The following is a 22,348-nucleotide window of genomic DNA, read 5'->3' on the forward strand; positions in this document are numbered from 1 at the left end:
CTGGGCGTATCATCGGCGGCTTCTCTCTCGCTATGACTTGGTCATGATGGAACTGTCGCTGATTCACGCCCTGCCGGAAGGCCCCTGGCCGGCACTGGACCTCAAGGCGATCCAGGCGCAATTGGAGACGCTGGCGGCGCAGCCAGCCGCCCTCGCCGCGGACAAGGCGAGTCAGTGGCTGGGGCAATGGCTGCGCTCTGCTGTGGCGCCGGCGGAACGCCTGCAACTGCTGCAGGCGCTGCGTGCGCCGTTGGCCGCGCTGGCTGCCAGGCTGGAGCGCGCATCGGCGCGGCAGGAGCTGTCCTGCACCCCGGAAGCGCGCGCGGCATTGCAATCGGCCCGCCAATTGCTGCGGCAATGGCATGAGCAGTGCAAGCTGCTGGCTCAGGCATTCAGCGCGCAGGAAGCCGGCCGTTTTTCCAGTTCTCGTCCGCGGTTGGAGGCCCTGCAACTGGCGTTGGCGAGCGGCTACGATTTGCTGGCGCTGCACGCGCGCAGCTACGCGCCGTTGCACAAGGGCTTCTGGCGCGATTGCCACCGTTTGTACGCCTACGCGCTGGCCCAGGGCTGGGAGGGGCGGCAGGCGGCGGCGGGCGTGGCGGCGCCTGGGCTTAGCTACCGCCGGCTGATGTTGTTGGGTTTGACCGCCTGCAACCGGCTGGAGACGGCCAAGATCGCCTTGCTGCTGCAATGGCTGGAGCAGCATGCCGGCTTGCTGCGCGTGGAGCAGTTGGATCAGCCGCTGGGGGACGACGGCGCGCTCGCTTTCCGCGCCGACGCCGACCGGCCGGCGCGCTTCTGCGCCGAGCTGGATCTGGACGGCGACGGCGTGTGGTGGCGGTTGGACGCCGGTCGCTTGCTGGAGCGCCTGGACGCATTGGGCCGCCAGCGTCAGCGACAGGGCTTGGACGGCGGCCACGAAGCCTGGTTGCTGGCGCGTTTGCGTCAGGAGTGGGGCGCGCCGCCTCGTCGGCGGCACGTCAGGTTGCGCCGGCTCAGCGTCGAAACCGTCGAGCTGGTCAGCTTGTTGCCGCGTTGCTGGCGGCTGGCCACCGGCGAGCCGGCTGACGGAGAGTTGGAGCCCTGCCGTTTGCAGATCAGCAACCTCAGCGCTTCCGGCCTGTTGCTGCAGGGAGAGTCCTTGCAACAACCCTTGCGCGCCGGCGAGGTGGTCATGTTGCGCCGCCGCGGTTTCGGCTGGCAATTGGGCCTGGTGCGCTGGGTCAGCTTCGGGGGAGAGGACATGCAGACCGAGTGCGGGGTCGAGTTCATCGGCAAACGGCCGCAGGCGGTTGAAGTCGCCGCGGTCACCAGCCATGCGGCGGGGGGCTTCGAGCCGGCGTTGCGCATGCAGGCCGAGCGCCATTTCCGCCATTCCGGCATTCTGGTGTTGCCGGGGCGCTTGTATCAGGCTTTGCGGCCGTTTCATCTGCGGGGCGCCGATGGCGAATGCCGGGTGCGCGCGGTGCGCTTATTGCAGCAGACCGCGCATTTTCAATTCGTGGAGATCAAGATAGACCAGCTGCTGCCCGCCGACGCGCAGGCTTGAACGGCAAGCAGGGCGGCGGACAAGTTCCGCCACGCAGCCTGCCAGTGCTGGTATCCTTGCCGCCATGAGCAACCCCCCCCTTCCCGAGGCCGGATCTTCGGCCGACGATTTTCAGCTGACCGCGCCGGAATTGCCGCCCAGCGTGCCGATTGCGCACGTGTTCGGCCAGCCTGTGCTGGAAGTGCCGCAGGATTTGTTCATCCCGCCGGACGCGCTGCAAGTGATCCTGGATAGTTTCGAAGGACCGCTGGACCTGCTGCTTTATCTGATCCGCAAACAGAACCTGGATGTGCTGAATATTCCGATGGCGGACATCACGGTCCAGTACATGGCCTATATCGACGCCATGAGCGACGGGCGTTTGGAACTGGCCGCCGAGTATCTGCTGATGGCGGCGCTGCTGATCGAGATCAAGTCGCGCTTGCTGCTGCCTCGGCCGCAGTTGGACGAAGAGGGCGAGCCGGACGATCCGCGCGCCGAACTGGTGCGTCGCTTGCTGGAGTACGAACAGATGAAGCTGGCGGGGTTGGAGCTGGACAAGTTGCCGCAGGCCGACCGCGACTTCGCCTGGCTGGCGGTCTTGATCGAACAGTCGGCCGAGCAGCGGCTGCCCGATGTCAGCCCGGCGGATCTGCGCCAAGCGTGGATGGCGATTCTGTCGCGCGCGCGTCACCATCGCCACCATAAGGTGGAGAAGGACGAAATGTCGGTGCGCGAGCAGATGAGCTGGATTCTGCGCTACCTGGACGGCCGCGAGTACGTGCCCTTCGAGGAGCTGTTCGACGCGGACAAGGGCGTCGCCCACTTGGTGGTCAACTTTATCGCGGTGCTGGAGCTGGTTAAGGAGGGCTTGGTCAAGGTGAGCCAGGAAGCGCCGTATCAGCCCATTTACGTGAGGATAGCGCTGGTCTGAAAGAGAAGGCGCGCCGATTTGCACTTGATGTTGGCGCGGCAGCGATTAGGATACAGGTATCCATTGCGAGAGCATGCCATGCACATTGAAGCGGCCGACCAGAAACATCTGCCAGCCTATCGCCCTTTTTTCCTGGCCTGTCATGAGGAAGGGCTGGATTATTACCGTCGAGCCGGAGCGGACCCGGACGCCTGGCTCGGGCAATTGCTGCAGCACGCCGAAGGGCGGGCGCTGCCCGAAGGCTGGGTGCCTTGCCGCACCTGGTTTCTGATCAACGGCCGCACCGAGATCATCGGCGCGATTCGCCAGCGGCTGGCCGACAGCGCGTTGATTGTGGAGCGCATCGGCCATATCGCTTTCGAAGTGCTGCCGGCTTGGCGAGGCCATGGCTACGGCCGGGTGCTGTTGCAATACGTGCAGACCCTGGGCGAGAAGCCCGCGCATGGCAATTGGGTCTTGGTCTGTCCGGCGGACCGGCCTGCCGCGGTGCGGACGGTGGAGGCCTGCGGAGGCCAGTTGCTGGAAACGATGGAGCACGGAGGGCGAGCGTTCCGGCGTTACAGCCTGACCGCGCTGGCGGCTTGGGACGACATGGCGGAAGGATTAATTTAGCTCCGGACAGAGAGTTCATGTAGAATGTCCGGTTTCCTGCGCAAACGTGTTTCGGCTTCACGGCTCAATGTCCACCATCACCGACCTAAAATATCTGAAGATCGTGCTGGAGACGGCGTTACTGACCGCGCAGGAACCTCTGTCGGTTGCCATGCTCAAAAAGCTGTTCACCGAAGAGGTGAAAGCCGCGTTGATCAACGACATCCTCGACGATATCCAGAGCGACTGGAGAGGCAAGGGCGTCGAACTGGTCAAATTGGCGTCGGGATGGCGCTTTCGCGCCCGAGCGGAGTTCACGCCATACTTGAACCGCTTGAACCCGGAAAAGCCGCCGCGTTACTCGCGCGCGGTAATGGAAACCTTGGCGATCATCGCCTACAAACAACCTGTGACCCGTGGCGATATCGAAGCGATACGCGGCGTATCGGTGTCCACCGGCGTGATCCAGACTCTGCTGGAACGCGGCTGGATCGAAGTCATCGGCCACAAGGACGTACCCGGCAGGCCGGGCTTGTATGCCACTACCCGAAAATTCTTGGACGACTTGGGCTTTGTCTCGCTCAAGGATCTGCCGCCATTGGCGGAGCTGGGAAGCCTGGTAGTGCCCGAGGCGGCGCCTAGGGATCAAGGCCCGGCAGCGGCCACAGACGACATCCCCCTCGACGATGAGGCGGATAATTTCGAGCCCATCGCAGAATAACATCGACATTCTGCCGGTTGCTCGCACGGAAAGAGCAAAGCACATATGTCTAAAGGACAACGCAATCACGCCCGCCAGCCGGTGGCGCGTGTCAAAGGTCGCGAAACATCCCAAGCGCGCCAGCCGGGCACGGGCGGCGTTCAGCCGCGCGGCAAGACCCAGGGCGGCACGATCACGAGCCGTAACGGCCAGGCGGATCCCAGCGGTCGTCAGGGCCAGCCCGGCGGCAAAGGCCGCAGCGGCGGCCAGGGCGGCCGCGCGCCGCGAGACGCCTACGGCAACCCGCTGATGCACGAGGGTACGCCGCTGTTCAAGATGAGCCGCCGCGAGCAGGAACAGCAACGGATGCAGCAGGCGCAAGGCCGCAACAAGCCGACTTACCAGCGCGACAGCAATGGCGACGTCAACGGCAATGTGGCGCTGGATCACGAACGCCGCTTCGGCAACAAAAACGCCGCCGCGCCGGCCGGCCAGCCGGCCGCGGGCAAGAACGGCGCGCCGCCGCGCCAGGGCAAGCCCGACGGCGGCAAGCCGCAATTGGTGCAAAAAGCCAAGAAGCTGCGCTTGCGCAGCCCCAACCAAGACATCAAGGACAAGGCCAAGCGCTTGCGCGAAGTCCGCGTGGATCTGGACGATATCGAACCGGTGCGACTGCAAAAAGCGCTGGCGGCGTCCGGCGTCGGCTCGCGTCGCGAGATGGAAGAATGGATTGAGGCCGGCCAGGTCACCGTCAACGGCAAGAAAGCCAGCCTGGGCGACCGAGTCGGCCCGCGCGACCGCGTAATGGTGAAGGGCGACCAGATCAAGCTGAAATGGCCGGACCGCCTGCCGCGCGTGATCATGTATCACAAGGAAGAAGGCGAAATCGTCAGCCGCGACGATCCGGAAGGCCGCGTCACGGTGTTCGACCGTCTGCCGCAGGCCAAATCCAGCCGTTGGGTGGCGATAGGCCGTCTGGACGTCAATACTTCGGGTCTGTTGCTGATCACCACCAGCGGCGAACTGGCCAACCGCATGATGCACCCCAGCTTCGAGGTGGAGCGGGAGTATTCGGTGCGCGTGCTGGGCGAGTTGACCCCGGAAATCATGAAGCAGATGACGGCCGGCGTGGAGCTGGAAGACGGCGAAGCGCGTTTTGACCGCGTCTTCCAGAAAGGCGGCCCGGAAGAGGCGGCCAACCAATGGTTCAACGTGGTGATCAAGGAAGGCCGCAATCGCGAAGTGCGCCGCATGTTCGAGCATTTCGGTTTGACGGTTAGCCGCCTGATCCGGGTGCGTTTCGGCAATATCGGCTTGCCCCCGCGCTTGAAGCGCGGTCAGTTTTACGAACTGAACTCCGCTGAAGTGGCCGCGGTAATGAAGTGGTCCAATCTGACCGTCACCGGCGGCAAGAAGGCGGCGCCGGTCAAGAAGGCCTCGGCCAAGGCGCACCGCTGAGCGTGCGCGCCATGTTGTGGAGCCTGGCTGCCCGCGCCTGGTCGCGTTTGCGCGGCGCGTCGCCGGCACTTGAGACGGCTCCGCCGGCGACAGGCAAGCGTCAGCGCGCCGCCATCGCCATCGTCGACGGCGGGCGCATCTTGCTGATGCATCGTGTCAAACCCGGCAAGGACTATTATGTTTTGCCGGGCGGCGGCATCAAGCGCCGTGAGACTGCCGCCATCGCCTGTGTGCGCGAGACGCGCGAGGAAACCGGGCTCAACGTTCGTCTGGGCGGCAGGCTGTGCGTGTTGGACGCCAAGGATAGGGTTGAGCACGTGTTCCTGGCGGCCAGCCACGCCGGGGAGCTCAGACTGGGCGGACCGGAGTTGACCAAGATGGGGCCTGACAATCTTTACGAGCTTGAGTGGCTGGACCGCGAGCAGCTGCGGCGGGTCAAGCTGAAGCCCAAGGGCTTGCTACCGCATTGCCTGGCCTTGTTGGAACCCGCCGCCGGCCGTTGAGGCTGGCGTTTTTCATGGATGGATGGACGAAGATGAGCAAGGCGTTTACCAAGGAAAACGACGAGGCGGAAGAAGATCTTCCGGCTGAGCGGCGTCTGCCCGCCTCCACTAAGAACTACATCACGCCCGGCGGCTGGCAGCGCTTGAAGGATGAGCTCTATCACCTGGTCAACCGCGAGCGGCCGGAGATGGTGCAGGTTGTGAACTGGGCGGCCAGCAACGGCGACCGTTCGGAGAACGGCGACTATCTTTACGGCAAGCGCCGCCTGCGCGAGATAGACCACCGCATCCGTTTTCTAACGAAGCGTCTGGAAATCGCCGAAGTGGTGGATCCGGAAACGCGGGAGGCGACCGACCAGGTGTTTTTCTCCGCCACTGTGCTGATAGAACGCGGCGATGGCAGCGAGCAATTATTGCGCATCGTCGGCGTCGACGAGATTGATTTGGCGCGCGGCCGCATCAGCTGGATCTCGCCTATCGCGCGGACGTTGTTGAAGGCGCGCGAAGGCGACTCGGTGTTGTTTCGCGGGCCGGACGGCGACGAAGACATCGAGGTGCTGGAAGTGCGTTACGAACGCATAGACTAAGGTTTTTCGCAGACGCTAGGGAGAACGGCCCGGACATCAGTCCGGGCCGTTTTCTTATTTGGCGGAGCGGAATCAGTCCAACAGCTTGCGCAGCCAGCCATGCTTGCCGCCGTGATGGCCTCCGTGGCGGCTGTCCCGACGGCGCTCGTCGTCATGGCCGCGACCATGCGCGGACGGCGCGTAGGCGGCGGGGGGCGCCGAGGATGCAGGGGCCTGAGTTTGCAATAAGCGCTCAAGCTGGCCGGGGGCCAGCCAGACTCCGCGGCATTGCGGGCAGTAATCGATGGCGACGGACAGACGCTCGCCCATCAGCAGGGTGACTTGGCAACTGGGACAATTCATGGCGTGCTCCTCGGCGCGCCGGAGCGGCGCGGTGGGTCTGGGAAATGCGCAGGCAGGGCCTCGCCAGCGCATTGCAAACCATGAAGCGGCTACAGGGTCAAGTTTTGCCGCGCGGCGGCGCGTCGTCGGGACGCGATTGCGCGGCCAGGGTGCGGTTGATCTGCATCCAGCCGGCGGTGGCCGGCTTGCCGGTTTGCTCAAACGCCGCTTGCAGCAATTTCAGTTGCTCGCGGTGAAGGGCTTCCTCCAGCTTGCGTCCTTCTAGGGTCAGCGTCAGCTGCTTGACCCGCTTGTCGTGCTGCGCGGCCACGCTTTGCACCAGCGCCATTTCCAGCAGTTGGCGCAGCGGCATATTGATGGCCTGCTTGGTCACGCCCAGCGCAGCCAGCAGATCCTTGACCGACAAACCGGGGTAGCGGGCGACGAAGAACAGGATGCGGTGGTGCACGCGAGCCAGGCCTCGTTTGGCCAGCATTTCATCCGGTTTATCGGTGAAAGCTTTGTAGGCATGGAAGAAGGCTTCCATGGCGGCGCGCATGTCATCGGACGGAGATAGGTCAGCCATGTTGACGGAACCTGCTGTGGTCGGTAGATTGAGTCAATATTATTGACATTAGTAAGAAAGCTGCGGACAAGCATATGCAGAGTACCATGTTTTCAGAGCGCATCGAACGGCTCAGCGGCTCGCTGATCCGGGAAATACTGGCGGCGGCGCAACAGCCGCAGATGATCTCTTTCGCCGGCGGCCTGCCGGCCAGCCAGTGCTTGCCGACCTTGGATTTTACCGGGATGCCGGCGGCCATGGCGCAGTACGGGGCCAGCGAAGGGGAGCCGGAGTTGCGCGAGCTGATCGCGGAGCAAGCGCGGCATATGGGTATAAGCTGCGAGGCTGAGCAGGTGTTGGTGCTGTCCGGTTCGCAGCAGAGCATCGATTTGTGCGCCAAGCTGTTCATCGACCCCGGCACGCCGGTTGTGACCGAAGGGCCGACTTATCTCGCGGCCTTGCAGGCTTTCAAGCTGTTCGGCGCCCGCGTTCATGCGGTGGGGCAACGGGACGGCAGGCTGGAGCCGCAGGCCTTGGCCGCAGCGTTGGAACAGGCGCGGCCGCGCTGCTGTTACCTGATACCCAGTTTTCAGAACCCGGCGGGCAGCTGTTACAGCGCTGAAGACCGACAAGCGCTGGCGGCCGCCATCGACGCCGCAGGCGTGCCCTTGATCGAAGACGATCCTTACCGCGCGCTCAGTTACGACGGCGAAGCGCCGGCGCCGCTGGTCAGCCATTTGAAGAACGCGCCGTGGATTTACTCCGGCTCCTTTTCCAAAACCCTGGCGCCTGGGCTGCGCGTTGGTTTCCTGATCGCTTCGCCGGAGCTGTACCCCTATTTGATGCGCCTGAAGCAGGCGACCGATCTGCACACCAACCGTCCGGCGCAGTGGTTCATCGCCCGTCAGTTGCGGGATCCCGGCCATGAGCAGCGTTTGTTGGATCTGCGCGAGGTGTATCGCGTAGGACGCGATGCGATGCAGGCGTCGCTGCAGCGGCATTTCGCAGATTTGGCCGATTGGCAGCTGCCGCAAGGCGGGCTGTTTTTCTGGCTCAAACTGAAGCAGCTTAGGGATACCCGCAAGTTGCTGCCGTTGGCTTTGCAGCAGAATGTCGCCTTCATGCCGGGCGAAGCCTTCTTTCCCGAGCCGGAACAGAATCTCGGCTATGTGCGCCTGAATTTCAGCCACGCCTCGCCGGAGCGCATCGAGATAGGCATCGCCAGACTGGCGGCTTTGCTGCGCTCTCAGGCCGTCGAGGAGTAAGCCGCCGCTCAGGTCTCCGCGCACTCCGCGCCTTAAGCGGAACCGCGCCGCCTCGCCCATGAGGCGGCGCTTCACACTCTCTTCCCGCCATCCGGCCTCGGTTCGCTTTCCCCTTCTATCCTTCCGTCTGTCCGTCCTACCTGCATCATTAAGAAAATTAAATATGTCATGGGCATTGGTTGAGATCCGAACTTTATGACGATTATGCCTGCGCCGGCTGTTTCGCTATCGGACGTCATTCTTATATTTATTTTCTTTAATAAAATATTTGCCGATATTGGATCAATTAATTGAACAACCACTGGTGGTTTATGCCGTAATTGTCAGGCCGATTGAGATTTAATTGATCGACCTCGGCGTTATTTTTATAGGTCCATCCGCGGTGCTTAAATCTTTGATATCGCCGCGAAAATCCGTACTCAAAAAATATAAGCCGTAAATCGGCTGAAGTGGTAACTGGCAGTTCGGGGGATGCTTTTCCTAGAGGTCTTTCAGTATAGTGCTGACGCTTAATTCTTCCCGTATGGGATTTTTTGAATTGATGCGATCAATTAAATCTATACGAAAACAATTTGAGCGTCAATATTCATTGCGTTTTCCTGGTTTTGGACGACACGGGGAAATAGATATGCAAAGCGTAAAGCAATGCTGATTCGCAATGGTTTGATCGCTGAAATGATATCGAATCATCTCAAAAGAAAGTCCGATTACGGCGCATGAGACACACTGTAAATCCTATTCTCTTGATTCAAACGCTGCTTAGGCAAATCGCCGCGCACGCGTCACGCATCCTGACGTGAAAACGAAGGGATGATCCTCTCCAGCCTGTCGAAGAAACGGTTTCGACAGGGCGGAATATATCAAAACAGCAAGGCTGCTTCTTGAATGGGGCGGGCTAAGGCCCGGCCCGTATTTAAGGTCCTCGCGCTCGTTGCGGCATTCGTCGCGGCTGAGAGCGTGACCGGGCGACGGCGCAAGTCGGCCCAGCGAGGGGGAAGCGACGACTCGATTTAGGCCGTACGGGCTTGTTTCGATGGGCGCTCGCCCCGTCTTTCCGGAGCAGTTGTCGATACATGGAGGTCAGGCAATGTATTCCTCATCCGAGGTCGCATCGCGGCGGAAATCCGCCGCTGACAAGTTCGGAGTTCATCATGCTTTTCCGCATCGCGAAGCGCTGAGCATCGCCCGGCAGTTGCTGTGGCGGGCGGAGGCGAGTCCCGATCGCCTCGCCTACGCGTCGGCCGATCCGGTGAAAAACGTCGCGCTGAGCTATGCGGCGCTGTGCGAACGGGCATCCGGCATCGCCGCGCGTCTGGCGCAAGCGACCGAGACAGGCGATCGCGTGATGCTGGTCTATCAGGAACCTCTCGATTTCCTTCCGGCCTTCTTCGGCTGCTGCCTGGCCGGCGTGATTCCCGTGCCGGTGGCGCCCCGTCACGGCCGGGACACGATGCTTGCGATCGCAGAGGACTGCGGCGCGGTCATCGCGCTGACGGCCGAGGCGCGCGACGCCTTGCCTGGCCTGCGCTGGATGCGCACGGACGAGACAGAGGGCGCCGCGCCTTTCCTGCGCGCCGCGGACGAAGGCAGTCCGGTTTTGCTGCAGTACACCTCGGGCTCTACGCGTACGCCGCAGGGCGTCGTGGTCACGCAGACCGGGCTGTGGGCGACGATAGACGATCTTGATCGTGGCGCGATGCACGACGCGGACAGCGTGATGATCAGCTGGCTGCCGTACTTTCACGACATGGGTCTGGTGTACGGCATTCTCACCCCCTTGCAATGCGGTTTTCCCGCCTATTTGATGGCGCCGGAGAAATTCGTCGCCCAGCCCATGTCCTGGTTGCGCGCCATAGAGGCGAGGCGGGGCACCCACACCGCCGCGCCGAATTTCGCTTATGCCTTGTGCGCGGACCGCGCGGCGGATCTCGCGCCCGGGACCGATCTGTCGTCGCTGCGTTACGCGCTGAACGGCGCGGAACCCGTGCGCTGCGACACGGTGCGCCGCTTCGAGGCGGCCTTCGCGCCGTTTGGACTGAAGCCGTCCGTGGTGGCGCCGGGCTACGGCCTGGCCGAGGCCACGCTGAAAGTGACCGCCGGCCGATGCGGCGAGGGCACGCGGGGCGTGCGCTTCGGGCGAGACGCGCTGGCGCGAGGCAGGGTGTCGCCGGAGGCGGACGGGGTTGAATTGGCGGCCTGCGGCTCGAGTCTGATCGATACGCGTGTCCGGATTGTCGATCCGGAGACGAGGGAGCCGTGCGCGGCGGATGTCGTCGGCGAAATCTGGGTGGCGGGAAGCACGGTTGCCGACAGCTACTGGCGCCGCCCTGAGGAGTCGCGCGAGATCTTCGGCGCGAGGCTGGCCGATGACGACGGCGCCTGGTTGCGAACTGGCGATCTTGGTTTTCTGTACGACGGCGATCTGTTCGTAACCAGCCGGCTGAAGGATTTGATCATCGTCGGCGGGCGGAATTTTTACAGCCACGATCTCGAAGACACCGTGTCGGCCTGCCACCCGTCCATTCGAATGGGGCGCGTATTCGCCGCCGCTGTCGACGGTGAGGAGGGCGAAGGAGTTTTGATCGGCGCGGAGGTGCGCGGCGGCTGCGAGGAGGAGGATGCCCGCGAGATCCTGTCGGTGATTCGCGCGGCGCTTGCGCGGGAACACGGCGTGGCGCCGGCGCGCGTCGCGCTGCTGCGGCGCGGCAGCATTCTGCGTACGTCCAGCGGCAAAACCCGGCGCAGCGCCACCCGCGACGCGCTGCTGCGCGGCGAGCTGAGCATCGTCGCCGACGACGCGGCCGACGCGGCCGACGACGCGATTCTCGCCGAGATCTCGAGTTTTGTGCCCGGCGCGGCGGCGGCACCCGACGCCAGGCTGATTGATCTGGGGCTGGATTCGTTGTCGGCCGCGCGGCTTGCCTCCATGGCGCGGGCGCGTCACGGCGTGGAATTGTCGTTCGCGACCCTGTTCGCGCTCTCGGCCGAGCAACTGAGGCGCGAGATCGCCGCCGCCGGAGCCCAGTTTGCCGGGGCCGCCGCGCCCGTTTCGGTTCGGGGCTACGCGGCGGGTGAGCCGTTCGAGCTGTCCGAGATGCAGCAAGCTTATTGGATAGGCCAGCAGGGCGGCGTGCCGCTGGGCAGTGTGTCGCCGCACATCCGAGTGGACTTCGAGATCGACGCCGCGCGCGCGCCGGAACTGGGCCGGCGTCTAGCGAGCCTGGTCGCGCGCCATCCGTCTTTGCGGATGACGGTGGGCGCCGACGGGCGCGGGGTGTTCGACGCGCTCGCTTACGATCCTTTGCTGCCGCCGCAGGATTTGCGCGGACTCGATGCGGCGGAGGCCGCCGAACGTCTGGAGGCGACGCGCGCGAGCCTGGCCGAGCGTGACGGACCGCCCGTGGTCGCGGCGGTGACCCGTCTGACGGACAGCACGGCCATCCTGCACATGCGGCTCAGCTTGTTGGCTGGAGATCTGCGCAGTTTTCTGCAACTGATGGCCGAACTGGCGCACGGAGCGACCGGCGATGTTCCCGCGCAACTCATTACGCCGATGACGCAGGCGATGCCGACCGGCGAGCAGCGCGAGGCTTGCTTGCGTCGGGTGGAAGCCATCGTGCCCGCGCCTGAATTGCCGATGAAAATGGCGCTGGCCGACGTGGCCGAACCGCGCTTCGCCGACCGCCGCCGTGAATTGCCCGCCGCCCTGTCCGCCGCCTTGGCGGCGCGCGCGCAGGGGCTTGGGATCACGCTGACTTCGCTGTGCATCGCCGCCTTCGCCGACACCTTGCGGCTGTGGACGGCGGCGCACGCGTTCACGCTCAATGTGACCTGCAACACGCGGGCGGAGCAGGCCGGGCAGGCGATAGGCGATTACACCAGCAACGCCTTGCTGTCGCTGAGCGAGCGCCATGAGTCGTTTGCCGCGTTCGCGCAGGAGGTGCAGCGGCAAGTGTGGGCGGATCTGGACGCTCCTTGGTGCTCTGGGGTGTCTATCCTGCGCGAGTTGAGCCGCCGCAACGGCGCGCCCGTATTGATGCCGGTGGTGCTGACCAGCTTGTTGTCCGGCGACCCGGCGGACGATCTGGCCATTCTGGACGGCATCGGCCGCGTGGTCGATATGGCCAACCCGACGCCGCAGGTGTCCTTGCACGCGGTTCTCGGCCGTCGCGGCGATAGGCTGCTGGTGATGTGGGAGTTCGTCGCCCAGTTGTTCCCCGAGGGCATGATAGACGCGATGTTCGACGCCTTCCTCGGCGCGCTGGAAACGATGGCGACCGAAGCCGCTGCCCTTGAGCGGCCGACGGTGGCCCGGCTCGCGCCGCAGCAGGCGGCGCGGCGAGAGGCCGTCAACGCCACCGAGGCGGAGCGCGCGCCGCGCCGGCTGGAAACGCCCATCGTCCGGCAGGCGCGGACCGCGCCGGAGACCGTCGCGGTCAGGCAGGGCGCGGCGACGCTGAGCTACGGCGAGCTGCTGCGCCAGGCGGAGGACATCGCCGGCGCGCTGCGGCAAAACGGCGTGGCCCGCGGCGACGTGGTGGCGGCCATCGTCGCGCCGGGGCCGCGGGCGGTGGCGGCGCTGCTGGGCATCGTGATGGCGGGCGCGGTCTACCTGCCGATAGAACCGTCTTGGCCGGCCGCGCGCATCGAGGAGCTGCTCGGCGAAGCCGGCGCCCGCCACGCGGTGGTGAGCGAGGGCGGCTGGACGCTGCCGGTGCAAGCGTTGCGTCTTGATTTGCCTCTGCCGCGCGGCGACGCGGGTCCGGCCCCGGACCTTGAGGCCGGGGACGCGGCCTACGTGATTTTCACTTCCGGTTCTACTGGGCGGCCGAAGGGGGTGTTGATTGCGCACGAGGCCGCGGCGAACACGATAGACGACATCAACGAGCGTTTCGCCGTCGGCCCGGCGGATCGCACGCTGTGCGTGTCCTCGCTGGCTTTCGACTTATCGGTCTACGACATCTTCGGTCTGCTCGCGGTTGGCGGCGAGGTGGTTTTCCCCGAGCGGGCTCGGGACCCCGACGCGATGGCCCAGGCGCTCTGCGACGGCGGGGTCACCATCTGGAATTCCGTGCCGGCCGTGCTGGAACTGATGCTGGAAGTGTCCGCGCCGCGTTCGCCGCATCTGCGCCTGGCGCTGATGAGCGGCGACTGGATCGCGCCCGGCCTGGCCGGGAGGCTGCGCGACGCGTTTCCGGCGTTGCAGCCCATCAGCCTGGGTGGGGCGACGGAGGTGTCGATCTGGTCGGTGGTGCATCCGATCGCTCCCGAGGACGCGGCGCTGGCGTCGATTCCCTATGGCCGGCCGCTGTCCAACCAGCAATGCTTCGTGCGCGCGCCCGACGGTCGGGAGCGGCCGGACGGCGTGGTGGGCGAACTGCTGCTGGGCGGTCGCGGCCTCGCGCTCGCCTATCTGGGCAACGAGGCGGAAACCAAGCGTCGTTTCTTCATCGACGCCGAGGGCCGCAGGCTCTACCGCACCGGCGATCTTGCGCGCCGGCGAAGCCCGCCGCCGCCGCGCGGCGCGACGATTCGCTGGAGGCGACGATGCTGGCCGCCTTCGCCGAGGTGGTCGGCGTCGAGATAGACCCGCAGCAGGGTTTCTTCGACGCGGGGGCCACGTCGATGCACGTGGTGCGGCTGCGCGCGCTGTTGGCGTCGCGCGGCGTCGCGGTTCCCCCGCTGGTCGATTTCTTTTCGCTAGCCACGATACGGGCGCTCGCCGAGCGCGCCGATTCGGGCGACGCGGACCTTTCCCCAATGATTGACGTCGACGGCGCGCGCGCCTATCGACAGCGCGTACGCGCACGCAAGGAGGCTTTGTAATGACTCATTCAACACCCGTGGACGCCGTAGCGATCATCGGCGCCAGTTGCCGTTTGCCCGGCGTCAGCACCCTGGAACAGTTCTGGTCGATGATAGCCGACGGCCGGGTCGCGATCGAACGCTTCGGCGCGGACGCGGCGCGCCGCGAGGGCGTGCCGGAGACGGTGCTGGCCCAGCCCGGCTTCGTCGGCGCCGGCGGTCCGCTGGACGGTGTCGACCAGTTTGACGCCGCCTATTTCGGCATTCCGCCGTCGCAGGCGGCGGCGATGGACCCGCAGCAGCGGATTTTCCTGGAATGCGTGCACGAGGCGCTGGAGCGCGCCGGTCACGGCGCGGCGCGCGGCGCGCGCGTCGGCGTCTGGGCCGGTTCGGCCAGCGTGGATTATCTCGTCGACCATGTGCGCGACCGGCTGGACCGCGCGTCGCCCAACCGCTATCTGCAGCAATGGGTGGGCGTGGACAAGGACTATCTGGCCACCCAGGTTGCGTACCGGCTCGACTTCGGCGGCCCGGCCATCAGCTTGCAGACCGCGTGTTCGACTTCGCTCGTCGCCGTGGTCCAGGCGATGCAGGGGCTGTTGAGCTTCCAATGCGATTTCGCGGTGGCGGGCGGGGTCAGCGTCGCTTTGCCGCAGCGGCAGGGATATGTGTACGAGGAGGGCAGCATCTTGTCCGCGAACGGTGCCTGCCGTCCGTTCACCACGGACAGCAGCGGCACGGTCTTCGGCAACGGCGCCGGCGTGGTGGTGCTGCGCCGCCTGGAGGACGCACTGGCCGACGGCGATCCCATCATGGCGGTGATTCGCGGCGGGGCGGTCAACAACGACGGCGCGGCCAAGGTGGGTTTCACCGCGCCCGGCGGGCGAGGACAGCAGGAGGTGATCCGCCAGGCGCTGGCGTTCAGCGAGGTGGACGGCGCGTCGATCGGCTATGTCGAGACGCACGGCACGGGCACGGCGATCGGAGACGAGGTCGAATTGGCGGCGCTGGGCGTGGCTTTGGGCGAGCGCTCCGGCGCGCGCTGCGCGCTAGGCACGCTGAAGGCGAACGTCGGGCATTTGAACGCGGCGGCGGGCGCTTGCGGGCTGATCAAGGCCGCGCTGGCGGTGGAGCATGGGCGGATTCCGGCCGCCGTCGGCGCGGAGCGCGCGATAGACGCGTTGCGAGGCGACGCCGCGTTTTACCTGCCGACGGAAACCGCGCGCTGGGACGCGCCGCAGCGGCGCGCGGGGGTCAGCTCCTTCGGCATCGGCGGCACCAACGCCCACGTGATCATAGAAGCGGCGCCGCCGCGCGCGCCGCGCACGGCGGACGTCGTGCCGCTCTTGCTGTTGTCGGCGCGCGGCGAAGCCTTGCCCACGCTGTGCGCGGATTACGCGGACTTCCTCGACGGCCATCCCGAGCTGAGGATAGAGGACGTTTGCTTGACGGCGGCTCTGGGACGGCGTCATTGGGAGAAGCGCGCGGCGTTTCGCGCCGAATCCCGGGAAGCGCTGATACGCGCGCTGCGCGCCTTCGCCGCCGGCGAGCCGGATGCGGGCGTGATCGCGGCGGAAACGCCGGCGCGCGCGCCGGAAGTCAGCTTCGCCTTCGGCGGCGCGGGCGATCTGGACGCGGTGCTCGCCCGCGTGCAGCTGTGGCAAGCGAGCGGCGTCGTTCCGGCCAGTGTGTGCGCGACGGGCGACGGTGTGTTCGCCGCGGCTTTCGCGGCGGGTGCGCTGAGCCTTGATGATGCGCGGCAGCGCCGCGCGGAGCGCGTCGTCGCGCCGTCCTTGTTGTGGATCAGCGCGGCCTCGGGCCTGCCGCTGGACAGTGAGGAGGCGGTACGGGAAGAACTGGCGCGCGCGGGGATGGCGCTTAGCGCCGCCGACGCCGCCGAGGCGCTGGAGGCCGCCGGCGCGGAACGGGTGTTGGACTTCGGCGACACGGCGTTGGGCACGGGCGCCGGCATGGCGTCGCTGGATCCTGCCTCTCCGGACGCGCTGGCGCGGCTGTGGACTGCGGGCGTGGCCTTGGATCTCGCGCAGCACTACCGCGACGGCAACCGGGTGGCGTTGCCGACTTATCCCTTCCAGCGCCAGCGTCACTGGATAGACCGCGCGCCGCGTTTCCTGGCGGCGGGCGCGAGGCCCTTCCTCGGACGGCGCACCGACGCGCCCGCCTTGGACGCGACCATCTTCGACGCGGAGTGGAGCGTGGCCGTCTTGCCCTTCCTGCAAGACCATGTGATCTACGACAAGGTGGTGGTGTCCGGCGCGGCGCTGGCGGTGATGATCGCCGACGGTGCGCGCGAGCTGACTGGATCGGACGCCTGCGTGCTGAGCGATTTGCGTTTCCCTGCCGCCTTGGTGATTCCGCCGGACGCGGCGCGCAAAGTCCAGTTGCAGCTGGTGCGCGACGGCGACGGCTTCGAAGCCACGGTCTTGACGCTGGAGTCCGCCGACGTCCACGCGACGGCCAGGGTGGACGCCGGCGAGGCGCCGGGCGCCGCGCCAGCGGAGCCGGTGCGCGGAGAAGCGATCTCCACCGAGCTGATGGATAGCTGGCTGCGCGCGCGCAGCGTGGTGATGGGGCCGACCTTCCGGCGCTTGTCGGACATCGTCGTCGGGGACGGCGACGCGTCTTGCGATATGCGGGCCGACGCCGACGACGCGGGTTGGTTGTTGCATCCCGGGATTCTGGATTCGGTGTTGCAGCTGGTGGCGGCCGCCGCGCGGCCCGAGGGCAGCAAGGCTTTTGTGCCGACGCGCATCGCGCGGCTGGCGCTGCACGGGCGGACCGGCGCCGGGATGCGCTGTCACGCGTCGGCCGAGCGGGGGCAGGCCAGTCTGTTAGACGCCGGCAAGGTGCTGCTCGAAATGACCGGTCTGGAGTCGCGCGAGGTGACCCGCAATGAATTGCTGCGCGTCGAACCGCTGCGCGAGGGCTATGCGGTGGAATGGCGCGACGCGGCGGGCGGGGACGCCGCCGCGCTGCCGCCGTCCATCGCCATCCTGAGCGGAGCGGGGGATACGGCGGCAGGGCTGGCGGCGATGCTGCGCGACGAAGGCAAGGAGGCCGTCGTGGTGGCGGCGGTGAACGATATTCCCTTCGACAAGGCGGGCCTGATCGTCGATTGCCGCGGACTGGAGGCGCGCGGCGACGCGCCGGCACCGGCGGTTTACGCCGGGGCGCTGGAACTGTTCGCCACGGCCGCGCGGCGCGAGCGGCCTTGCCGCATCGCCTTGACGCTGGCGCCGGACGCGCCGGCCTCGGCGCCGCTGCAGGCGCTGTCGCGCGCGGTGGCGATGGAAACGCCACATCTGCAGACGCTGGCGCTGCACGCGGGCGACGCGCGGGCGATCCGCCGCGGCCTGGATTACTTCGAGCGCGAGACCGAAGTCGCGGTCAAGGGCGAGGCGGTCACCGCGCCGCGCTTCGAGGAACGCGCGCTGCCGCTTCGGGCCGATCTCGCGCTCTCGGCCGACGCCACTTGACTGATCACGGGGGGGCTGGGCGAACTCGGCCTGCGCGTCGCGGGCTGGCTGGCTGGCCGCGCTGCGCCGCGACGGCGTGGAGGTGAAGGTGTGGCAGGCGGATGTGGCGGTGGAGGCGGACGTCGACGCGTTGCTGGCCGAGATCGACGCGACCATGCCGCCGCTGCGCGGCATCTGCCATCTGGCGGGCGTGGTGGAGGACTGCCTGGTCGGCGACGTCACGCTGGCGTCGCTGGCCGCCACTCTGGCCGGCAAGGCCCGCGGCGCCTGGCTGCTGCATGAGCGCACCCTGGCTTACCCGCTGGAACACTTTGTGCTGTTCTCCTCCGCCGCCGCCGCCTTCGGCGCGCCGGGGCAATCCACCTATGCGATGGCGAACGCCTACCTCGACGCGCTGGCGGCGCGCCGCCGCGAGCAGGGGCTGCCCGCGCTGTCCATCGCCTGGGGACCGTGGCAGGACGTCGGCATGCTGGCCCGCTCCAGCGCCAACGCCAAGCGGCGTCTCGCGCAGCTGGGCATCGGCCAGATCGAGGCCGAATGCGGCCGCGCCACTTTCGAGATCGCGCTGGGGGCGGATCTACCAGCCCATCTCGTGCTGCTGCCCATCGATTGGGGGCGCTTGATCGAACAATGGCCGCCGCATGTGCCGGCCAGCCGCTTCGCCGGCATCGCCACCGCGCAGCCGGGCGCGGGCTCCACTTCCTCGGTCAGCGAACTGCTGGCGTTGCCCGCGGACGAACGGCGACACCGCTTGTTCCAACTGCTGGCGGAGGACGCGGCCTTGGTGACGGGCACGCCGCTGGCCTCGCTGGACCCCGAGCGCTCCTTGTTCGACTACGACCTGGATTCCTTGCTGATCACCGATCTGCGCGTACTGCTGGAAAAGCGTTTCGGCCGCGCCATCCCGACCACGGTGATTTTCTCGAATCCGACCATAGCCGCGCTGGCGGACCATCTGACGCAGACGGTATTCGGCATGGCCGAGGCGGAGGCGACAGCCGCCGCGCCCGCCGCCGAGATCGACGCGCCGACGGACGCCGCTCCGCTGTCGCAGGAGGAGATCGTGGAAATGCTGTCCGCGAAACTGAATGAACTGAATAGAAAGGGCGCGCGATGAGCCAAATCGACACGACAATGCTGATGCGGAACGCGTTGCGGGAGATAGAGCACTTGCAGCGTGAGCTGGACGGCGCAGAGCTGCGGCGGCATGCGCCCATCGCCGTGGTCGGCATGGCTTGCCGCTTCGCCGGCGTTGATTCGCCGGAGGCGCTGTGGCGGCGGCTGCTCGACGGCGAGGACGGCGTGAGCGAGGTGCCGGCCCAGCGTTGGGACGTCGAGCGCTACTTCGACGCCGACCCGGACGCGAAGGGCCGCATCTATTGCCGAACCGGCAGCTTTCTGGACGATATCGCTTCCTTCGACGCCGGCTTTTTCGGGATTTCGGCGCGCGAGGCGGCGATGTTGGATCCGCAGCAGCGCATGCTGCTTGAAGTGACTTGGGAAGCGGTGGAGCGCGCCGGCATGACGGCGGCGGAACTGAAAGGCTCGGCCACCGGGGTGTTCGCCGGCGTCATGCATCAGGACTACGCGCACCGCTTCCGTCGGGCCGATGATGTCGATCTCTACACCGCCTCGGGCAACGCGCCCAGCGTGCTGGCGGGCCGCGTGTCGCACGCGCTGGGCCTGCACGGGCCGACGCTGACGATAGACACCGCGTGCTCCTCGTCGCTGGTCGCCGTGCACCTGGCGTGCAATGCGCTGCGCGCCGGCGAGTGCGACATCGCCATCGTCGGCGGCGTCAATGTGGTGCTGTCGCCGCTGTCCACCGCCGCCGAGTGCCGGGCGCATATGTTGTCGCCCAGCGGCCGTTGCCGTTCCTTCGAAGACGGCGCGGACGGTTTCGTGCGCGGCGAGGGCTGCGGCGTGGTGGTGGTGCAGCGGCAGGCCGACGCCGAAGCCGCCGGGCGCACGATAGACGCGCTGATCGCCGGCTCGGCCGTCAATCACGATGGCCGCAGCGCGGGCCTGACGGTGCCGAACGAGCACGCACAGCGCGAGCTGGTGCGGGCCGCTCTGCGCGCCGCGCGCATCGACGCGTCCCAGGTGAACTATGTGGAGGCGCACGGCACCGGCACCGCGCTGGGCGACCCGATAGAAGCGGCGGCGCTGGCCTCCGTGTTTGCCGGCCGCGATCGCTCGGACCGCGTGCTGTTGGGCTCGATCAAGAGCAATTTTGGCCACCTTGAAGGCGCGGCGGGGATAGCCGGGCTGATCAAGGCGGCGTTGACGGTGCGCCATGGCGTGGTGCCCGCCACGCTGCATGTGCGCACGCCCAACCGCGGCATTGAATGGGACACCCTGCCGTTGCGCCTCGCGCTCGGCGCGGAACGCATAGACGGCGGAGACGCGCCCTGCGTCGCCGGGGTCAGCTCCTTCGGCTTCAGCGGCACCAATGCGCACGCGGTGCTGGTCGCGCCGCCGCGCGAGGCCGCCGGCGAAACGGCCGCGAGCGCGGGCGAAGGCGCGCAGTTGCTGGTCGTTTCCGCGAAATCCGACGCCTCGCTGCGCGGCAACGCGGCGCGGCTGGCGGACCATCTGGCCGGACTCGACGCCTCGGCGTGGGCGGCAGCCTGCCACGCGTCGCGCGTTGCGCGTTCGCATTTTCCTCATCGGCTCGCGCTGACGGCCGCCAGCGCGGAGGAGATGGCGCGCGAGTTGAGCCGCGTTGCGCGCGGCGAGACGGCGGCCGTCCACAGCGGCGTGTGCGGCGGAATGCCGTTCGGCCGTGACGCGGCGCCGCCTGAGACCGAGGCGGGCAGCGACCCGGCCGAGCGGCTGGACACGTTGGCGCAGCGCTATGTGGCTGGCCTGCCGGTTGACTGGCCAGCGCCGGCCAGCGCCGGCCGCCGCGTCGCGCGGCTGCCGGCCTATGCCTTTGACCGTCAGTCTTACTGGGTTGACGAAGGGCCTGCGACCGCGGAGTCGCCGCTTTACCGCATCGCCTGGCAGCCGGTGGAGGCTCCGGCCGGCGCGCGCCGATCAGGCGAGCGCATCGTCGCCGGCGATCCGGCTTTGTGCGCGGAAGTGGCGCGCGCTGGAAGCCGCCGGCGAACGCTGCGTGATCGCGGCTGCTGAGATCGACGCGATCCGCTGAGCGGGCGCCGCCAGCCTAGTGCTTGCTTTCGACCGCGCGTCCGGTAGCGAAGACGCGGTGGAGGCCGTCGCGCGTCGCGGCGCCTTGCTGAGCGCGCTGGCGCGCGAGCGCGCCGCGACGCCGTCGGCGTCCATTGCCGTGGTTACGCGCGGCGGGGCGGCGACCGGGCCGGCGGAGGACGTCGATCCCGTCCTCGCCGCTTTGAACGCGGCGGTGCGCGTCGCGCGGCGCGAACAGGGTCGAGCCTGGCGAGGCACGATCGATATCGACGGCTCGCCGGCCTCCTTCGACACACTGGCGGCGCTGCTCGCCGATGAAGCCATCGAGGAACAACTGGCGGTGCGCGACGCCGCCTATGTGGTGACCGGCGGCACCGGCGCCTTGGGCCTCGCGACCGCGCGCTGGCTGGCCCGCCGCGGCGCGCGCCATCTGCTGTTGATCAGCCGCGGCGGCGAAACCGGCGACGCCGCAAAGGCCGTTTGCGCCCGTCTGCGCGGCGACGGGGTCGAGGTCCGCGTGGCGGCGGCCGACGTCGCCGACGAGGTCGCCTTGCGCGGCGCGCTCGCCATGGCCGGCAGGCCGATACGCGGCGTCGCGCACTGTGCGGGCATTGTGCGGGACGCGACGCTGGACGCGCTGGACGCCGCGGCCTTCGCCGCGACCCTGAGCGCCAAGGCCGGCGGCGCGGTCTTGCTGGACCGCCTGACCGAGGGCGAACCGCTCGACTTCTTCCTGCTGTATTCATCCATCTCCGCGGCGGTGGGCCGTCACGGGCAGGCCGCCTACGCCGCCGCCAACGGCTATCTCGACGCGCTCGCGCAGCGGCGACGCTTGCGCGCGCGGCCGGCGTTGTCCATAGGCTGGGGATCTTGGGCGGCGGGCATGGGCGCGGCCGACGCGAAGACGGCGGAACGGATTCGCGCCGGAGGCCTGAACCCGCTGAGCGAAGGCGAGGCCTTCGCCGCGCTGGAGCAGGCGTTCTCGGGCGAGCCGCACCTGGTGGCCGCCTCGATTGATCTGGACCGGATCGCGGCGCAGCCCGATCTGCCGCGCCTGATTGAAGGCTTGATCGGCCCCGCGCCTGCCGCGAGCGCGCGGACCCTCTCTTTCGACCAACTGCGCGGCCGTCCCGCCGGCGAGCGCCGCGCGCTGGTCGCCGATTATCTTGAGGCGGAATTGCGCGCGGTGCTGTCCAGCCCGGCGGCCTTGCCGCGTCAGTCCTCGCTGCTGGACCTGGGCGTCGACTCGCTGACCGGCGCGGAATTGCGCAACGAATTGGAGCGCGCGCTGGGCGTGTCCGTCGCCATCACGCATTTGATCGACGGCTCCTCGCTGGACGAACTGATCGATCAAGTCATGGCGCAGCTGGAGCGAAAGCTGGTGACAGAACAACACTCGGCCGTCGGCGCCGACACGGAGGAAATCACGCTATGACCATGG

General features: G+C 67.2%; 16 protein-coding genes. 14 read left to right on the top strand and 2 right to left on the bottom strand.

The window, feature by feature from the left end; genetic code table 11:
• The first annotated feature begins 43 nt into the window (after positions 1-43).
• The 7 genes from B0T39_RS13160 (at position 44) to greB (ending at position 6,301) form a co-directional block, all read left to right on the top strand.
• Positions 44-1,549: a hypothetical protein gene (locus B0T39_RS13160; RefSeq protein WP_081547318.1), complete on the top strand. Its 1,506-nt coding sequence runs from the start codon at positions 44-46 to the stop codon at positions 1,547-1,549.
• A 64-nt stretch (positions 1,550-1,613) separates the two neighbouring features.
• Positions 1,614-2,462 (top strand): segregation and condensation protein A, encoded by an 849-nt coding sequence (locus tag B0T39_RS13165; protein WP_081547320.1) that lies wholly within the window; start codon positions 1,614-1,616, stop codon positions 2,460-2,462.
• Positions 2,463-2,540: 78 nt separating this feature from the next.
• Positions 2,541-3,074 (top strand): GNAT family N-acetyltransferase, encoded by a 534-nt coding sequence (locus B0T39_RS13170; protein WP_081547322.1) that lies wholly within the window; start codon positions 2,541-2,543, stop codon positions 3,072-3,074.
• A 67-nt stretch (positions 3,075-3,141) separates the two neighbouring features.
• The gene (gene scpB / locus B0T39_RS13175; protein ID WP_081547324.1) at positions 3,142-3,774 is read left to right on the top strand and encodes an SMC-Scp complex subunit ScpB; all 633 of its coding nucleotides are present in this window, start codon (positions 3,142-3,144) and stop codon (positions 3,772-3,774) included.
• A 45-nt stretch (positions 3,775-3,819) separates the two neighbouring features.
• Complete coding sequence (locus B0T39_RS13180; RefSeq protein WP_081547326.1) at positions 3,820-5,211, top strand: pseudouridine synthase; 1,392 nt, start codon at positions 3,820-3,822, stop codon at positions 5,209-5,211.
• Positions 5,212-5,222: 11 nt separating this feature from the next.
• Positions 5,223-5,714, top strand: coding sequence for an NUDIX domain-containing protein (locus B0T39_RS13185; protein ID WP_081547328.1), 492 nt, complete (start codon positions 5,223-5,225; stop codon positions 5,712-5,714).
• A 32-nt stretch (positions 5,715-5,746) separates the two neighbouring features.
• Entirely contained in the window at positions 5,747-6,301 is a 555-nt protein-coding gene (gene greB, locus B0T39_RS13190) for a transcription elongation factor GreB (RefSeq protein WP_081547330.1), read from the top strand.
• Between the two features lie 72 nt (positions 6,302-6,373).
• Here the strand turns inward: greB and B0T39_RS13195 are convergent, their stop codons facing one another.
• Both B0T39_RS13195 and B0T39_RS13200 read right to left on the bottom strand, forming a co-directional pair.
• Positions 6,374-6,643, bottom strand: coding sequence for a zf-TFIIB domain-containing protein (locus B0T39_RS13195; RefSeq protein ID WP_081547332.1), 270 nt, complete (start codon positions 6,641-6,643; stop codon positions 6,374-6,376).
• Positions 6,644-6,740: 97 nt separating this feature from the next.
• Positions 6,741-7,208 carry a MarR family winged helix-turn-helix transcriptional regulator gene (locus B0T39_RS13200; protein ID WP_081547334.1) on the bottom strand — a complete coding sequence of 156 codons (468 nt, stop codon included), beginning with the start codon at positions 7,206-7,208 and terminating at the stop codon, positions 6,741-6,743.
• 86 nt (positions 7,209-7,294) lie between these two features.
• On the opposite strand from B0T39_RS13200, the gene B0T39_RS13205 reads away from it, so the two are divergent.
• The 7 genes from B0T39_RS13205 (at position 7,295) to B0T39_RS25875 (ending at position 22,342) form a co-directional block, all read left to right on the top strand.
• The gene (locus B0T39_RS13205; protein WP_081547336.1) at positions 7,295-8,452 is read left to right on the top strand and encodes a PLP-dependent aminotransferase family protein; all 1,158 of its coding nucleotides are present in this window, start codon (positions 7,295-7,297) and stop codon (positions 8,450-8,452) included.
• A gap of 1,087 nt (positions 8,453-9,539) precedes the next feature.
• A complete protein-coding gene (locus tag B0T39_RS13210) occupies positions 9,540-14,039 on the top strand; it encodes an AMP-binding protein (protein WP_217806242.1) in 4,500 nt (1,499 codons plus the stop codon).
• Complete coding sequence (locus B0T39_RS25860) at positions 14,000-14,278, top strand: acyl carrier protein (protein ID WP_217806243.1); 279 nt, start codon at positions 14,000-14,002, stop codon at positions 14,276-14,278. Before B0T39_RS13210 ends, B0T39_RS25860 begins: the two co-directional genes overlap by 40 nt.
• The gene (locus B0T39_RS13215; protein ID WP_217806244.1) at positions 14,278-17,754 is read left to right on the top strand and encodes a beta-ketoacyl synthase N-terminal-like domain-containing protein; all 3,477 of its coding nucleotides are present in this window, start codon (positions 14,278-14,280) and stop codon (positions 17,752-17,754) included. The genes B0T39_RS25860 and B0T39_RS13215 overlap by 1 nt, the downstream gene beginning before the upstream one ends.
• 52 nt (positions 17,755-17,806) lie before the next feature.
• Positions 17,807-18,871 (top strand): beta-ketoacyl reductase, encoded by a 1,065-nt coding sequence (locus B0T39_RS25865; protein ID WP_254894557.1) that lies wholly within the window; start codon positions 17,807-17,809, stop codon positions 18,869-18,871.
• Positions 18,868-20,889, top strand: a complete 2,022-nt coding sequence (locus B0T39_RS25870; RefSeq protein WP_217806246.1) for a type I polyketide synthase — start codon at positions 18,868-18,870, stop codon at positions 20,887-20,889. The genes B0T39_RS25865 and B0T39_RS25870 overlap by 4 nt, the downstream gene beginning before the upstream one ends.
• Before the next feature lie 37 nt (positions 20,890-20,926).
• Positions 20,927-22,342 carry a beta-ketoacyl reductase gene (locus B0T39_RS25875; RefSeq protein ID WP_217806247.1) on the top strand — a complete coding sequence of 472 codons (1,416 nt, stop codon included), beginning with the start codon at positions 20,927-20,929 and terminating at the stop codon, positions 22,340-22,342.
• Positions 22,343-22,348: the final 6 nt, after the last annotated feature.

The organism is Chromobacterium haemolyticum, assembly GCF_002081825.1.
Classification (GTDB): domain Bacteria; phylum Pseudomonadota; class Gammaproteobacteria; order Burkholderiales; family Chromobacteriaceae; genus Chromobacterium; species Chromobacterium fluminis.

Coding starts and splice junctions, on each gene's coding strand:
- B0T39_RS25870 (WP_217806246.1), top strand. CDS start 18,868: ATGAGCCAAATCGACACGACAATGCTGATGCGGAACGCGTTGCGGGAG.
- B0T39_RS13205 (WP_081547336.1), top strand. CDS start 7,295: ATGTTTTCAGAGCGCATCGAACGGCTCAGCGGCTCGCTGATCCGGGAA.
- B0T39_RS13185 (WP_081547328.1), top strand. CDS start 5,223: ATGTTGTGGAGCCTGGCTGCCCGCGCCTGGTCGCGTTTGCGCGGCGCG.
- B0T39_RS13200 (WP_081547334.1), bottom strand. CDS start 7,208: ATGGCTGACCTATCTCCGTCCGATGACATGCGCGCCGCCATGGAAGCC.
- B0T39_RS13160 (WP_081547318.1), top strand. CDS start 44: ATGATGGAACTGTCGCTGATTCACGCCCTGCCGGAAGGCCCCTGGCCG.
- B0T39_RS25860 (WP_217806243.1), top strand. CDS start 14,000: ATGCTGGCCGCCTTCGCCGAGGTGGTCGGCGTCGAGATAGACCCGCAG.
- scpB (WP_081547324.1), top strand. CDS start 3,142: ATGTCCACCATCACCGACCTAAAATATCTGAAGATCGTGCTGGAGACG.
- greB (WP_081547330.1), top strand. CDS start 5,747: ATGAGCAAGGCGTTTACCAAGGAAAACGACGAGGCGGAAGAAGATCTT.
- B0T39_RS13170 (WP_081547322.1), top strand. CDS start 2,541: ATGCACATTGAAGCGGCCGACCAGAAACATCTGCCAGCCTATCGCCCT.
- B0T39_RS13180 (WP_081547326.1), top strand. CDS start 3,820: ATGTCTAAAGGACAACGCAATCACGCCCGCCAGCCGGTGGCGCGTGTC.
- B0T39_RS13210 (WP_217806242.1), top strand. CDS start 9,540: ATGTATTCCTCATCCGAGGTCGCATCGCGGCGGAAATCCGCCGCTGAC.
- B0T39_RS13195 (WP_081547332.1), bottom strand. CDS start 6,643: ATGAATTGTCCCAGTTGCCAAGTCACCCTGCTGATGGGCGAGCGTCTG.
- B0T39_RS13165 (WP_081547320.1), top strand. CDS start 1,614: ATGAGCAACCCCCCCCTTCCCGAGGCCGGATCTTCGGCCGACGATTTT.
- B0T39_RS13215 (WP_217806244.1), top strand. CDS start 14,278: ATGACTCATTCAACACCCGTGGACGCCGTAGCGATCATCGGCGCCAGT.